General features: G+C 71.5%; 14 protein-coding genes. 6 read left to right on the top strand and 8 right to left on the bottom strand.

What is annotated here, in order from left to right; genetic code table 11:
- Positions 1–12: 12 nt before the first annotated feature.
- Both JKJ07_RS25600 and JKJ07_RS25595 read right to left on the bottom strand, forming a co-directional pair.
- Entirely contained in the window at positions 13–1,563 is a 1,551-nt protein-coding gene (locus JKJ07_RS25600) for a serine/threonine-protein kinase (RefSeq protein WP_202994307.1), read from the bottom strand.
- Positions 1,560–2,423, bottom strand: coding sequence for a hypothetical protein (locus JKJ07_RS25595; protein ID WP_202994624.1), 864 nt, complete (start codon positions 2,421–2,423; stop codon positions 1,560–1,562). The genes JKJ07_RS25600 and JKJ07_RS25595 overlap by 4 nt, the downstream gene beginning before the upstream one ends.
- 272 nt (positions 2,424–2,695) lie before the next feature.
- Between JKJ07_RS25595 and rho the strand changes: the two genes are divergently transcribed.
- Both rho and JKJ07_RS25585 read left to right on the top strand, forming a co-directional pair.
- Complete coding sequence (gene rho, locus JKJ07_RS25590) at positions 2,696–3,781, top strand: transcription termination factor Rho (RefSeq protein WP_202994306.1); 1,086 nt, start codon at positions 2,696–2,698, stop codon at positions 3,779–3,781.
- Positions 3,782–3,824: 43 nt separating this feature from the next.
- Complete coding sequence (locus tag JKJ07_RS25585) at positions 3,825–4,337, top strand: GNAT family N-acetyltransferase (protein ID WP_202994305.1); 513 nt, start codon at positions 3,825–3,827, stop codon at positions 4,335–4,337.
- Here the strand turns inward: JKJ07_RS25585 and JKJ07_RS25580 are convergent.
- Positions 4,312–5,067, bottom strand: a complete 756-nt coding sequence (locus JKJ07_RS25580) for a hypothetical protein (RefSeq protein WP_202994304.1) — start codon at positions 5,065–5,067, stop codon at positions 4,312–4,314. The genes JKJ07_RS25585 and JKJ07_RS25580 overlap by 26 nt on opposite strands.
- Complete coding sequence (locus JKJ07_RS25575; protein ID WP_202994303.1) at positions 5,064–5,594, bottom strand: RNA polymerase sigma factor; 531 nt, start codon at positions 5,592–5,594, stop codon at positions 5,064–5,066. The genes JKJ07_RS25580 and JKJ07_RS25575 overlap by 4 nt, the downstream gene beginning before the upstream one ends.
- Before the next feature lie 102 nt (positions 5,595–5,696).
- Between JKJ07_RS25575 and JKJ07_RS25570 the strand changes: the two genes are divergently transcribed.
- Positions 5,697–6,065: a TetR/AcrR family transcriptional regulator gene (locus JKJ07_RS25570; RefSeq protein WP_202994302.1), complete on the top strand. Its 369-nt coding sequence runs from the start codon at positions 5,697–5,699 to the stop codon at positions 6,063–6,065.
- A gap of 9 nt (positions 6,066–6,074) precedes the next feature.
- A complete protein-coding gene (locus tag JKJ07_RS25565; RefSeq protein WP_202994301.1) occupies positions 6,075–6,428 on the top strand; it encodes a hypothetical protein in 354 nt (117 codons plus the stop codon).
- A gap of 163 nt (positions 6,429–6,591) precedes the next feature.
- On the opposite strand, the gene JKJ07_RS25560 is transcribed toward JKJ07_RS25565, so the two are convergent.
- The 3 genes from JKJ07_RS25560 to JKJ07_RS25550 form a co-directional block, all read right to left on the bottom strand.
- Positions 6,592–8,463 carry a pectate lyase-like domain-containing protein gene (locus tag JKJ07_RS25560; protein WP_202994300.1) on the bottom strand — a complete coding sequence of 624 codons (1,872 nt, stop codon included), beginning with the start codon at positions 8,461–8,463 and terminating at the stop codon, positions 6,592–6,594.
- 188 nt (positions 8,464–8,651) lie between these two features.
- A complete protein-coding gene (locus tag JKJ07_RS25555; protein WP_202994299.1) occupies positions 8,652–9,791 on the bottom strand; it encodes an RNA polymerase sigma factor in 1,140 nt (379 codons plus the stop codon).
- Positions 9,788–10,141: a YciI family protein gene (locus JKJ07_RS25550; RefSeq protein ID WP_202994298.1), complete on the bottom strand. Its 354-nt coding sequence runs from the start codon at positions 10,139–10,141 to the stop codon at positions 9,788–9,790. The genes JKJ07_RS25555 and JKJ07_RS25550 overlap by 4 nt, the downstream gene beginning before the upstream one ends.
- 196 nt (positions 10,142–10,337) lie before the next feature.
- Between JKJ07_RS25550 and JKJ07_RS25545 the strand changes: the two genes are divergently transcribed.
- Complete coding sequence (locus JKJ07_RS25545) at positions 10,338–11,711, top strand: FAD-binding oxidoreductase (RefSeq protein ID WP_202994297.1); 1,374 nt, start codon at positions 10,338–10,340, stop codon at positions 11,709–11,711.
- Here the strand turns inward: JKJ07_RS25545 and JKJ07_RS25540 are convergent.
- Positions 11,708–12,406: a TetR/AcrR family transcriptional regulator gene (locus JKJ07_RS25540; protein WP_202994296.1), complete on the bottom strand. Its 699-nt coding sequence runs from the start codon at positions 12,404–12,406 to the stop codon at positions 11,708–11,710. The genes JKJ07_RS25545 and JKJ07_RS25540 overlap by 4 nt on opposite strands.
- 101 nt (positions 12,407–12,507) lie before the next feature.
- Between JKJ07_RS25540 and JKJ07_RS25535 the strand changes: the two genes are divergently transcribed.
- Positions 12,508–13,236: an SDR family oxidoreductase gene (locus tag JKJ07_RS25535; RefSeq protein ID WP_202994295.1), complete on the top strand. Its 729-nt coding sequence runs from the start codon at positions 12,508–12,510 to the stop codon at positions 13,234–13,236.
- Positions 13,237–13,350 lie beyond the last annotated feature (114 nt).

Below are 13,350 nucleotides of genomic sequence, written 5' to 3'. Positions count from 1 at the left end.
GCCGGCGCAGGGTCAGTTGCCTCGAGTGCGGCGCACCACCGAACGGACGGCCCGCTTGCCGGCGCGCAAACCGCCGACCAGGCCGGCGGCGGCCTTGCCGGGGACAGTGGCGGAGAGCAGGGCGTTCATCTGGCGTACGCGCTTGAGTTCGGCCTCGCGGTGCAGCAGCATCTTCTCGTACCACTCGTGCTTGGCCCGGGCCTCGGACAGTTCGCGGGTCAGACGTTCGCGGTCGGCCAGCAGGTCGCCGACCGAGTGGGTGGCCGGCGTCGGCGAGGCGGGCACCTCGCCGGGCTCGAGCTCCCGGCCGGTCATCCCGGCCAGGACGGCGGTGAGCTCGGCCTCGTCGGCCTGGATCGGCCACAGGTGGGCGTAGCCGCCGGCGATGACCTCGGCGGCAAAGGCACGCAACGCCTGCAACGGCTCGCCTGCGGGTGCCAGCGGGCTGAGGGCCACCCGTCCGCCGGTCGGCGAACCAGCCGCCGGACCGGAAGACGCAGCCGAGGCGGGTGTCGGCGCGACCGGCGCGGTGTCCGGCAAGACGGAATCGGCCGTGTCGGGCGGTAGGAGGCCGGTTGGGGTGGGGATAGCGGCGACGATCTGGGTGGCGGGGACTCCGGCGGCGGGACCGGACTGCCAGGCCGTCAGCAGTTCGCGCAGGGCGGGCAGGTCGCGGCGCTGGGCGGCGGCCAGCAGGTGGTCGGCCAGGGTGCGGCCCTGCGGCAGCTCGGCCAGGTCAGCCGGCGCGGAATCGAGCACGGCGTCGGGTGTCGACGTCGGCTGCGGGGTGCCGCGTTCGGCGATGACGACCCAGGCCGGAGCGAGGGCGGCGCCCAAGTCGTGGCGGAAGGCCGCGGTCGCCATGCGTACGGGGTCGGCGAGGGTGTCGGCGGTGGGTGCGAGGGCCGTCGCCACCGCGGCCTGCAGGGCGCCGGTCACCGTGGGCGCGGCGAGGGCCTCCTCGCTCAGCAGCACGGTGGGTGCCGTCAGCGACGGATACGCGGCGTAGTCACGCGAGATCCGCAGGCCGGCCGCGGTAAGCCTGGCCAGCAGCCGAGGGTGACCGGCGGGGCGGGCCGGGTCGTGGTCGTCGGGGACGGTCCAGTCGGCGTCGGCCGGGGCGGGCGGCAGGGCGGTCAGCCGGTGCACGCCGAACAGGTTCTCGTGGCCCAGCAGCAGCCGGCCGTCGGGCTTGAGGAGGGCCAAGAGCTGGGTCAGGGTCTCGTCCCAGGTGAACGGGGGCGCCTCGGCGGAGTGCAGCCGGCCGAGGCCGTCGAGGGCGAGCACCGTGTCGTACGCGGGAAGGGTCTCCAGCTTTTCGAGGCTGCCGCACAGCACGGGGGTGTCGAAGGCGGGCGCGTCCAGGTCGCCGCGGATCAGGACCGTGACGTCGGTGGTGGGCAGCGCGGCCACCAACTGCGGGGAGTGCGGGCCGGCCACGAGCGTACGGCCGGAAACGGCAGGAAGGAGCGACCGCAAAGCGTCACCGCCGGCCGGGGCGGGGCCGTGGCTGCCGTCGAGGTCGGACCAGGCGAGCATCTCCCCGCCGATCAGGGTCGTCATCGGGGGATCACTCCGGTCAGCTCGAAATCGGGAACGTCTTGCGGCGCGGGCCACTGGAACAGGCGGCGCAGCTCGGCCGGGGGCAGCAGGCGGTCGGCGCCCAACTCGGCGGTGGCCAGCGCACGCGCGTAGTCGAGGTCGATCGACGTGCCGTGCATGGCCCCCCATTCGCGGACGATCCGGGCCTGCCCGCCGAACGCGGACTTCTCGCCCTCCAGTTGCATGGGGTCACCGTAGACGGCCGGCTCGCAGCCCGCGAGCGTGCCGTAGACGATCGCGCTGCTCAGCCTGTTCGACGCCACCCGGGAATGTTTGCGCTGCTCAGCCAATTGACGGTAGAGGAACCCGGGGTCCAGGTCCTTCCACCACCCGCCGCGGTAGCCGTGACTGATCACCCGGAAGCCGGCCCGCTCGTAGAGCGCCCGCACCCGCTTGTCGCGGAACTCCTGCCAATACAGGCACACCGTGACCGGGCCAGTCTCGGTGTCGCGGATCTCGCGGATCAGCCCGTTGTGATCGCCGACGATGTGCTGGCCCTCCCAGCCGTGGAACGGGTACCAGATGGTGCCCTCACGCTTCGGCGCATCGATCGGCTCGGGCGAAAGAGCCAGCAGGTAGGCCCAGGGCGCGCCGACCACGTACACCTCGCGGCGGCCCAGCGACCACGCGCGGCGCCGCACCCGTTCGGACCAGACGAACTTGGCGATGCCCGGCACGTACTCGTGATCGGGGGCCATGCCGTCGCCGATGTTCCAGCCGTGCTGCAGGTAGCCGTGGATGCGCGGCGGTTCGGCGTCGTCGAGGCCGCAGTAGCGCGCCAGGACGTGCGAATGCCCGTAGTAGTGGTTGGCGTGGTGCACGCCGAATTCCATACCGGGCAGACGACCGGTTGGCAAACCTACGGTGTCCGCAAGGTGTCGTGTCGCGTGCCGGTGCTGTGATCTTCGCCGGGATGGTGCTACCTTGGCCCCAGCCACCGGATGCGGCGCAGGCCCCCGGCAGCGAGACAGGCCGTGAAGACCAACCGGCCGCCGTACGGAATTCCGCCGCGAGCGCGCATTCACGCGCCGGCGGCGTCTCACCATCTTGACGCGCACCCAAGCCGCGTCACCTCTCCCTCTGGAGCACCACCATGACCGACATTACCGAAATCTCAGTCGATGCCCTGTTGGACATCGTCGACGACCGGGCCTGGCTCCGCCTCGACGGCTACCTGCCCGGCCCCAAGGACATCCAAGTCAACATGCAGGAGGTCCGCCGGCTCGGCCTGCGCCGGGGCGATCGCGTCACCGGCCTGGCCAAGGTGAACGGCCGCAAGCCGGCCACCCTGTGGCTGGACGAGCCGATCGGCCGCCGCCCGGCCTTCTACGACCTCACCGCGCTCCACCCCCAGGAGCGGCTGCGCCTCGAGACCGACCCCAAGCTGCTCACCACCCGCGTGATCGACCTGGCCATGCCGATCGGCAAGGGTCAGCGGGCGCTGGTCGTGGCCCCGCCCAAGGCCGGCAAGACCACCATCCTCAAACAGATCGCCAACGCCATCGCGGTCAACAACCCCGAGGTGCACCTGATGGTCCTGCTCGTCGACGAGCGGCCGGAGGAGGTCACCGACTTCACCCGTACGGTCGAGGGCGAGGTCATCGCGGCCACGTTCGACCGCCCGCCGCACGAGCACGCGGCCCTGGCCGAGCTGGCCATCGAGCGGGCCAAGCGCCTGGTCGAGCGGGGCCGGGACGTGGTCGTGCTGCTCGACTCGATCACCCGGCTGGGCCGCGCCTACAACCTGATGGCGCCGGGCCGCGGCCGTACGCTCTCGGGCGGCCTGGACGCGTCGGCGCTCTACCCGCCCAAGCGGTTCCTGGGTGCGGCCCGCAACATCGACGGCGGCGGCTCGCTCACGATCATCGCGACCGCGCTCGTCGAGAACGGCTCGGCCATGGACAACCTGATCTTCGAGGAGTTCAAGAGCACCGGCAACGCCGAGCTCAAGCTGGACCGCGGGCTGGCCGAGGGCCGCATCTTCCCGGCGATCGACCTGTCGTCGACCGGCACCCGGCACGACGAGACCCTGCTCTCCCCGGCCGAGCTCGCCATCGTCACCCAGGTGCGGCGCGTGCTGGGCACCCCCGACGCGATGCGCCAGCTGCTCGACCAGCTGCGCGGCACGGCGTCCAACAACGAGTTCCTGCGCCGCGTCGCCCATTCCCTGGCCGCGTGAGAACTCGGATGCCGCCGCTCCGTTGACCCGCCATCCTGGCCGGATGGAGATTCGCGAGTGCCGCGCCGAGGATGTGGCTCTCCTCGAAGAAGCGCTGCCCTCCCCCGGGCTGAGCCGATTTCACGAGAATCGCTATCACCGGCAGATCCAGGGAAAGGGCACCTATCTTGTGGCCTGGTCCCACGAAGGTGTGCTCCCGGCCGGGTCGGGCGAGATCCGGTGGGACGGCTGCGGGGCGGCCGAGGTGCAAGCCGCGTTTCCGGGGTGTCCCGAGTTGAGCGGCCTCGCCGTCCGCGCGGAGCTGCAGGGCCGGGGTCTCGGCACTGCCCTGATCCGTACGGCCGAGGGTTTGGTCGCGCGACGTGGCATCGACCGGCTCGGCATGGGCGTGGACGACACGAACCCGCGGGCGGCCGCGCTCTATCTGCGGCTGGGTTACGAGGAGACCGGCGTCCGCTATCTCGACCGCTACGCCGTGGTCGACGACGAAGGGGCCCGCCACGAGATCGCGGACCCCTGCCGGTTCCTGGTCACCTCGCCGGCTGGGCGTCCTTGACGACCCGGCCGTCGGTGAGCAGCAGATCGTAGGTGCGCGGCACGTCGCGCCACTGCCCGTTCCCGTCCTCCTTCACGGCCTGGCCCGGCCACCACGCGACCCAGCGGCCGTTGTGGACGGTCGCCCGCACGCTGAGCCCGCCCGTGTGGATGGTCAGTTCCGCGATGTCCGGCCCGGCGGCGCCCTCGGTGATCGAGGCCTGCGGAAAGGAGGCCAGCGCGCCCTCGGTGAACTCCCGCCCGGAGGCCGTGGCGGCCGGGCCCGAGCCACCCGCCAGGCCCGTCTTCACGTCGTCGACGTCGTCGCTGCCGGGCCGGTTGTGGGCCAGGCAGAACCCGCTCGACTCCGGGTTGTCGTGGCGGTAGAGCATCGCCACGTACTCGCCGCGGCGCTCGGCCAGCACCAGTTGGGCGCGGTCGAGGTCGAGCTGGGAGTAGGGGCGCATCTCGTCCTGGCAGGCGGGGCCGACCAGACCGGTCTCGGCCGGGCTCAGGGCCGCGGGGATCGGCGTCCAGGTGGCGTACGCGCGTCCGCTTTGACCCCAGGGCACGACGAGCAGCAGCACCGCAACCGTGGCGGCCAGCGCCGGAACCAATATCCAGGTCTTGAAGGGCCGCCGCCGCGGCGGGTCGGGCCGGGTGGCGACAATCCGATCGAGGGTGGCGGCCGCCCGCTCGTACTGCTCGAAGGTGGGCGGGGTGGCGACGTCCAAGGCGCGCAGCGACTTCACGACTGGGCCTCCATCAGGTCGGCGGGAAAGGCGTTGGGGGCGAGGTGGCCGCGCAAAGCCCGCCGGGCGCGCATCAGGCGGATCCGATAGCTCGCCGCACTGATGCCGAGCACCCGGGCGGCCCGGGCCGAGGTCAGATCCTCGAACACGGTCAGCGCGAGCACCTCCTGCTCGGCCGGCTTGAGCCGCTTCCACGCGGCGGCGAGGTCGATCAGGCCGGCGGACGGCTCACCCCCGTCGGCGGCCGGCTCCGACGCGATCCGGACCGCGAGCGCGTCCCGCCGGCCCTGCCCGCGCTGCGCGTTGAGCAGGCAGTGCCGGGCGATCCCGAACACCCAGGCGCGGGCGTCGCCGGGGCGGTGCGGCACCTCGTCGAAGCGCCGCCACACCACCAGGAAGGCCTCGGCCACCACGTCCTCGGCCTGGCTCGGGTGACCCCGGCGCTGGGCGAAGGCCAGCACATCGGCGTACGCGTCGGCGAAGAGCGCCCGGAAGCGCGCCTCCCGATCCGGTTTCTCTGTCCTCACACCCCTACCTGTCCGGCCGGCAGCACCCTGTTACACGCTCTCACGGAGTTTAGGAACAATCGTTCTTGACTGACCGTTCCTAAACTCGCTATTCTCGTAGGCATGGGACGGCCAAGAGCTTTCGACGAGAACGAAGTGGTGCGGGCGGCCGTGGCGCTGTTCGCCGGCCGGGCCTACGACAGCGTCTCGGTCGACGACCTGGTGCACCACCTGGGCGTGCATCGCAACAGTCTCTACAAGGTCTTCGGCAGCAAACGCGGGCTCTACCTGGCCGCGTTGCGCCGCGGTTTCGCCACCAGCGACCCCGACCTCGACCTGCTGCTGCTCGCGATGGTCGAGCGCGCGCCGGTCGACGCCGAGGTGGCCGCGCTCGTCCAGAACGTCCTGCACGACCTCGATCGGTCCCTGGGCAGCCCCGGGGCCACTTCCACCCTGCTCGGCGACCGCCTGCGGGCCCGCGCGACACCCTGAGGAGTTCCCATGGCAGACGTACGCATCGACGGCGCCGACCTGATCGTCGAGCTCTCCGGGCTCGACAAGCTGTGGGCCCTCAAGAGCAGCCTGACCATCCCGCTGGCCAACGTCCGCGGCGCCACCCTCGACCCCGGCATCACCCGCGAATTCAAGGGCGTCAAGACGGCTGGCACCCATGTCCCCGGGGTGATCACGGCGGGCTCGTTCCGGGTCGACGGCGAGCGGGTCTTCTGGGACGTCCGCAACCCGATGAAGGCGGTCGTCATCGAGCTGCGCGACGAGCACTACACGCGCCTGATCGTGCAGGTCGAGGACCCGCACGCCACCATCGGCCTGATCGAGAAGTCGCTGTTGTCGTAAAGCCGTCCCAGCCGTGGCTGTTCGGACAATGGCGCCCGGCCTGCGGAGGAGCACAATAGCGAACGGGACGGGTGCCTATCCCCGCCAGGAGGCATCCTTCCCCTTGACGGAAAGCGAACGGGCCGGAGTCGTGAGGACTCCGGCCCGTTGCGTCTGACCTGCCCTAGGAAGCCGGGTAGTCGGTGATGAAGACCGGGGTCCCCGTCGCCGACATCTCGGCCGGTCCACCCTCACCGTTGACGACGTGGTTGATCGTCCCGGCGCTGAGGTTGACGGTCATGATGTGGTGCAGCTTGACGCCGGGGCGCTTCGGGACCTCGAAACCGTTCTCGGTCACGATCGACGGGTTGTTCTGGTTGAAGACGTAGACCCCGGCCCCGTACAGGCTGTGGTTCTTGACCTTGTCTCCGACCTTGTAACCCGCGTACCCCTTGACCTTGCCGTTCATCCAGTCGGCCTGGGTCGGCGGGTCGTACGGCAGCTCGTTCTGGTAGAGCACCGTCGTGCCCTTCTCGCCGTTCCAGACGGTGTTGTACTTCTGGAAGTGCTCGACGAACAGGCCCGTCGCGGTCACGTTGTCGCCGTTGATCACGGCGCCGTAGCGACCGGTGTTGGTGCGCCACCGCTGGGTGTCACCGTTCACGCCCTCGGTGAAGCCCTCGACGCCGTGGTCACCGCGCCACACCCAGGTGTGGTCGATCAGCACGTTGTCGCTGTTGATCTCCAGAGCCGTGTCGACCTTGCCGATGTGCGGGCCGCCCACCCGGAAGTAGACGTCCGACAGCGTGGTCGGGTTCGACGCGGAGCTGAAGCCGATGCCGTTCTTGTTGCCGACCTGCAGCAGGTTCTTCGACTCCTTGGTGCCGGCGTCGATCGTGACACCCGCGATGATGACGCCGGGGACATCGGCGACCTTGAGCGGCGTGACCCCGTTGACCGCGGTCAGCGTCGCGTGCCCGATCCCGAGCACGACCTGGTTCGGCCGCAGCACGTGGATCGTCTGGTCGATGTTGTAGACACCCGGCGTGAACAGCAGGTTCTTGCCGAGCAGGAGCTGCGCGTTGATCAGCCACTCGGGGTCGGACGGCTTCGCGACGAAGAAGTCGCTCAGCGGGATCGTCCGGCCACTGGTCAGGTCCTCGCCCCAGGAGGTGCCGCTCGTGTTGCGGTGAGCGTTCGGCACCCGTACGGCGTACTTGCCCTTGGCGTCCACGAACAGGTAGGGCTTCTCCCGGCTGAGCGGGGTCTTCTCCAGCGTCGTGTACGGCGGGTCCGGGAACGTGGCGTCGGAGGGCGCGCCCTCGACACCGGCGAAGACCTGGTTCCACACCGCGTTCGACCAGGAGCCCACCTTGCTGTTGCGGGTGAGCCACTGCTGCTGCGAACCGTTGGTGACCGCGCCGAACTGCGAGTCGGCGATGAAACCACCGCTGGCGTACTGCGGGCCGGCGGTGCAGTAGTCCATCAGCGTGAAGCCGCCGTCGACGTTGAGCCGGCGCAGCGACACGGCCTGCGAGACGGCCCAGAAGTTGGCGCCGGCCCGGCACCCGTCCTGACCCGCTCCGTTGACCTTGATGGACAGGTTCGACAGCGTGCGCCAGAAGTTGACCAGCGCGAGGCAGTTCGCCGTGCCGTTCTCGGTCAGGCAGCGGTTGTAGACCTCCACCTTGCCGTTGATCACGACGTCGTTCGGTGACGCGCCGAGACCGGAGACCTCGGTGTAGTAGCCCACCTTGATCTGCAGCGGCTGGGCGTCGGTGCCATAGGTGCCCGGCTTGAACAGGAAGGCGTAGCGGTTGGTGCCCATCTCCGCGTTGACCTGCTGCGCGTGCGCCGCGTCGAGCTTCGCCTGAATCTCGGCGACGGGCATGCTCGGGTCGAAGATGGTGACGTTGGTGCCGAAATTAGGTGCGGCTGCGGCGGCCGCGGCGGGGGCTGCGGCGGCGGGCGCGCCGGTGAGCGCACCCACGGTGACCGCGGTAAGCCCAATAGCGAGAATCCGTCGCAGGTGCCGGCGACCGGCAGATTTCGTCATGCGCGAAAGTCCTTCCGTAATGGGGAAGCAACAAACTGGATCACAGGAAGCAATAGAGCGATGCGCATGTCAAGCGTCCGCTCGCCGGTCCGATGCGGCATTCGCACAGGCATCGGACATAGCGCCGCGGTTCCGGAACCGACGTTGCCCTTTCGCGTGGATCTTGCTGCCCCGAAACCGGTACCGGGCTATCCGGCCTTCTTGATCAAGAAGTCACGTTCCGTGTCCGTCGGGGCCAGCTCGGCGGCTCGCTCGAACTGCTCCCGGGCCGCTTCGGCGTCGCCGAGCCGGCGCAGCATCTCCCCGCGCGCGGCCGGCAGGTGATGGTTTCGCGGCAATCGCGCGTCGAGGCCGTCGAGCAGCCGCAGCGCCGCCTCGGGGCCCTCGGACTCGCCGACCGCGACGGCCCGGTTGAGCCGCACGACGGGCGAGCCGGTGACGGCTTCCAGCTGCGCGTAGAGGGCGGCGATGGCGGCCCAGTCGGTGTCCTCGGCGCGTTCGGCCACAGCGTGCCGGGCGGCGATCAACGCTTGCAGGCGATACGGGCCGTCGGGGGCGTCCACCGCGAGCAGGGTCAGCGCCTCGGCGATCTCGAGCGCGTTCCATCCCGTACGGTCCTGGTCGGCCAGCAGCACCAGCCGGCCGTCCCGCCGGCGCGAGTGCCGCCGGGAGTGCTGCAGCAGCATCAGCGCGAGCAGCGAGGTCGTCTCGGGGGCGCCCGGCAGCAGCCGCACGAGCCGGATCGCCTCGGCCGCGAGCTCGTCGCGATAGGACCGATAGCCCTCGGTGAACAGCAGATAGAGCACGGACAGGACGCCGGTGAGCCGCTCCGGCAGGTCCTGCGGCGACGGGAACCGCAGCGGGATGCCGGCCGTCCGGATCTTCTGCTTGGCCCGGGTGATCCGGGCCGCCATGGTCGCGTCGGGCACCAGGAACAGCCGGGCGATCTCGGGCACGGTCAGCCCGGCCACGAACCGCAGGGTCAGCGCGACCCGGGACTCGCGGCCCAGCGCCGGGTGGCAGCAGGCGAACAGCAGGGCGAGCGAGTCGTCCCGCTCCGACGCCTGGCCCGGCGACGTGATGAGCAGGGGCAGGTAGCGGGTCAGCGTCTCCTCGCGCCGCCGCCGGTCGGCCGCGCGGCGCCGGGCCACCGACAGCAGCCAGGCCGCCGGGCGCCGCGGGACGCCCTCGCCGGGCCACTGGCCGGTGGCGGCGGCGAAGGCGTCCTGCAGGGCCTCCTCGGCGAGGTCGAAGCTGCGCAGCTCGGCGACCAGCGTGGCCAGCAGCGGCCCGCGGTGCTCCCGGTACGCGGCCTCGACGACGCTCACGCGGCCGGGTGCTCCACGACCGGGCGCACCTCGATGATGTCCTCCACCGTGGCCAGCTGCCGGGCGAACTCGAGCGCCTCGTCCAGGTCGCGTGCCTCCACCAGGTAGAAGCCGCCCAGCTGTTCCGCGGTCTCGGCGTACGGGCCGTCGGTCAGCAGCGGCTCGCCGTCGCGGACCCGGACGGTGGTGGCGGTGTTCGACAGCGCCAGCTCCTCGCCGCCGCGCTCGGCGTCCCGCTCGCGCAGCAGCTCGGAGAAGCGGCCGTGCGCCGCGTAGACCTGCTCGCGGGTCGCCTCGTCGGCCTCGGCCCAGCTCTTCTCGACGCTGTACATCAGCAGTGCGTACTTCATGGCTCAATCCTCTCGTGGATCACTGTCGACCGGTCGTCGCGCGACGAGCCGCGGAATCGACAACCCCGCGCGGAAAGTTTCGAGGAATCTGTGCGGACGGGTGACGCAAGAGCTTCTTAGGTCGTTCTCAAGCGGACCACAAGTGCCGCTCGGCAGAGTCGTCGGTGTTGACCGCGGATGACCGAAGGGGACCACCATGACCACCGCCGTCGAGACCTTCGACACGCTGCGCGGCAAGCTCACCGGCACGCTGGCGCTGCCCGGCGACCCGCAGTACCCCGCCCTGGCCACCGGATTCAATGTCGCCGTGACCCCCAAGCCGCTCGCGGTCGTCGAGGCCGCGGACGAGCGGGACGTGGCCGAGACCGTACGCTTCGCCGCCGCCACCGGGCACGCGATCGCCGTGCAGGCCACCGGGCACGGCCTGGTCGACCCGCTCGAGGACGCGATCCTGGTGCTGACCGGCCGGCTCGGCGAGTGCGTCGTGCACCCGGAGGGCTGGGCCCGCGTCGGCGCCGGGGTGCGCTGGCAGCAGGTCATCGACGCGGCCGCCCCGCACGGGCTGGCCCCGCTCAGCGGCTCGGCCCCGGGCGTGGGCGTGGTCGGCTACACCACCGGCGGCGGGCTCGGCCCGGTCGCGCGCACGTTCGGGTGGGCGTCGGACCGCGTACGGGCCGTCGAGATCGTCACCGGCGACGGCGAGCTGCGCCGGGCCACCCCGGACGAGGAGCCCGACCTGTTCTGGGGCGTCCGCGGCGGCAAGGGCGCGCTCGGCATCGTCACCGCCATCGAGTTCGACCTGATCCCGCTGACCACCCTGTACGCCGGCGCCCTGTACTTCGCCGCCGCCGACGCCGCGACCGTGGTGCACACGTGGCGCGAATGGTCGGCCTCGCTGTCCCGGGCCGCCACCACGTCGCTCGCCTTCCTCCAGCTGCCCAACGCGCCCGGCGTGCCCGAGCCGCTCGCGGGCAAGTTCACCGTGGCCGTCCGCTTCGCGTGGACCGAGTCCGCCGAGTCGGGTCAGGCCGCGCTCACCCCGCTGCGGGCCGCGGCCACCCCGGTCGTCGACGCGGTGCAGACGATCCCGTACACGGCCATCGGCATGATCCACTCCGACCCGGCCGACCCGATGCCGTTCAGCGAGAAGGCCGGCCTGCTCTCGGCGTTCCCGGCCGAGGCGGCCGACGCGCTGCTGGCCGCGGCCGGCCCCGAGTCGGGGTCGCCGCAGGTCATCGTCGAGCTGCGGCAGCTGGGCGGGGCCCTGGCCGAGGCGGGCGAGCACCCCAGCGCGCTGTGCCACCGCGACGCCGGATACAGCCTGATCCTGATCGGCGTCCCGGTGCCGCCGGTCCTGCCGCTGCTCGGCCCGCACGCGGCGTCGGTCTTCACGGCCCTCGACCCGTGGGTGACCGGCGGGGCGCTGCCCAACGTCGGCTCGGGCACGGGCGCGGAGCGGATCGCCCGCTCCTACGACCCGGCCACGCTGGAGCGCCTGACCGCGATCGCCGACCGCTACGACCCGGCGAACGTCTTCCGGGCCGGTCAGGTGCCGGTGCGCCGGGCTTAGGCCCTGGTCAGCCGTTCGAGCCAGCGGTCGAGCAACGCGATCTCGGCCGGCTCGAGGGCGTCGGTGCCGGAGACGGCCAGCTGCGAGCGCAGGCGCAGGGCGGCTGCGGCCAGCGGGTCGGCCTCCGGCTCCGTGGCCGGCGAGGTCAGCACGGCGGCGAAGATGGCGTCCCGCGTACGGGTGGAGAGGCCGGGATCGTCGAACAGCTCGGGCTGGGCGATGCAGCTCAGCACGAGCCCGACGTTGGCCGGCAGGATCAGCTGCGCCGCCGCGTTGGGGCTGATCCGCAACGCCCCGACGGCCGCGCAGCGCAGCAGGGCCGCCTCCAGCAGGTCCATGATCTGGCGCCGGGCCCGGGCGTGCGAGCGCGGCCGCGGGGCGAACATCAGCTGGTAGAGCGCGGGGTTGCGGCGGCCGAAGTCGATGTGGTCGTCCCACCCCGCGACCAGGTCGGCCAGCGGGTCGTCGGTCTTGGCCTGGGCCGCCTTGTGCTCGGCGTAGCGCCGCAGCCCGTCGTCGGCCAGCGCGTCGAGCAGCCCGTTCTTGTCGCCGAAGAGCCGGTAGAGCACCGGCTGGGTGACGCCGACGGCCTCGCAGACGGCCCGGGTGGCGATGTCGCCGTCGGGCGAGGCCACCAGCTGCTGCTCGGCGGCGGCAATCATGGCGGCCCGCACGTCGGGGGTGATCGTCGTCATGAAATCAACGATACGCCACCACGCTAACGCCGCTAAGGCTTCGTGCTACGGTCGTCATATCAGCGCTACGGCGCAGCGATATCGACGCTAGGAGCACAGTCATGGCACGGGTAGCAATCGTCACCGGCGGCTCGCGGGGCATCGGCCGGGCCGCCGCCGTCAAGCTGGCCGCGCGCGGCGACGCGGTCGTCGTCGGCTACGCGGGCAACGCCGGCCTGGCCGACGAGGTGGTGCGCGAGATCGTCGAGGCGGGCGGGCAGGCCGTCGCGGGGCGGGCCGACGTGGCCGACGAGAAGGAGGTCGCGGCCCTGTTCGACCTGGCCGAGCGGACGTACGGCGGGGTCGACACGGTGGTCAACTCGGCCGGGATCATGACCCTCTCCCCCGTCGCCGAGATCGACCTCGACCAGCTCGACCGGATGCACCGCACCAACATCCGCGGCACGTTCGTCGTGACCCGCGAGGCGGCCCGCCGGGTGCGCGACGGCGGCTCGATCATCACGATCTCCACCTCGATCGTCGGCCTGCAACTTCCCACGTACGCCGGCTACGCCGCGAGCAAGGCCGCCGTCGAGGCGACAACCCTGATCCTGGCCCGCGAGCTGCGCGGCCGCGACATCACGGTCAACACGGTGGCCCCCGGCCCGACCGCGACCAGCTTCTTCCTCGACGGCAAGGACCAGGAGACGATCGACCGGATGGCCAAGCAGCCGCCCCTCGAGCGGCTCGGCACCCCGGAGGACGCGGCCGCGATGGTCGCCTTCCTGACCGGCCCCGAGGGTCACTGGATCAACGGCCAGACGATCCGCAGCAACGGCGGCATCATCTGACTTCGCCTGGAGTTCCACTCGCCGTGCACCTTCCCTCACTCTGCGGCTGCGGTCCCCGGTAAGCCTTGCTCGTGCGGGGTGGAGTTACCCCCACCCCGGACAGGCGGGCTCGCA

This window comes from Paractinoplanes lichenicola (assembly GCF_016785085.1).
In the GTDB taxonomy this organism is placed as follows: domain Bacteria; phylum Actinomycetota; class Actinomycetes; order Mycobacteriales; family Micromonosporaceae; genus Actinoplanes; species Actinoplanes lichenicola.
Note: the sequence above shows the minus strand (reverse complement) of the source record. Positions and strands in the feature narration are given on the sequence as shown.

What these genes read in the sequence shown, in the direction of transcription:
- rho (WP_202994306.1), top strand. Translation starts at nt 2,696, where the DNA reads ATGACCGACATTACCGAAATCTCAGTCGATGCCCTGTTGGACATCGTC.
- JKJ07_RS25540 (WP_202994296.1), bottom strand. Translation starts at nt 12,406, where the DNA reads ATGACGACGATCACCCCCGACGTGCGGGCCGCCATGATTGCCGCCGCC.
- JKJ07_RS25560 (WP_202994300.1), bottom strand. Translation starts at nt 8,463, where the DNA reads ATGACGAAATCTGCCGGTCGCCGGCACCTGCGACGGATTCTCGCTATT.
- JKJ07_RS25535 (WP_202994295.1), top strand. Translation starts at nt 12,508, where the DNA reads ATGGCACGGGTAGCAATCGTCACCGGCGGCTCGCGGGGCATCGGCCGG.
- JKJ07_RS25550 (WP_202994298.1), bottom strand. Translation starts at nt 10,141, where the DNA reads ATGAAGTACGCACTGCTGATGTACAGCGTCGAGAAGAGCTGGGCCGAG.
- JKJ07_RS25570 (WP_202994302.1), top strand. Translation starts at nt 5,697, where the DNA reads ATGGGACGGCCAAGAGCTTTCGACGAGAACGAAGTGGTGCGGGCGGCC.
- JKJ07_RS25600 (WP_202994307.1), bottom strand. Translation starts at nt 1,563, where the DNA reads ATGACGACCCTGATCGGCGGGGAGATGCTCGCCTGGTCCGACCTCGAC.
- JKJ07_RS25565 (WP_202994301.1), top strand. Translation starts at nt 6,075, where the DNA reads ATGGCAGACGTACGCATCGACGGCGCCGACCTGATCGTCGAGCTCTCC.
- JKJ07_RS25585 (WP_202994305.1), top strand. Translation starts at nt 3,825, where the DNA reads ATGGAGATTCGCGAGTGCCGCGCCGAGGATGTGGCTCTCCTCGAAGAA.
- JKJ07_RS25545 (WP_202994297.1), top strand. Translation starts at nt 10,338, where the DNA reads ATGACCACCGCCGTCGAGACCTTCGACACGCTGCGCGGCAAGCTCACC.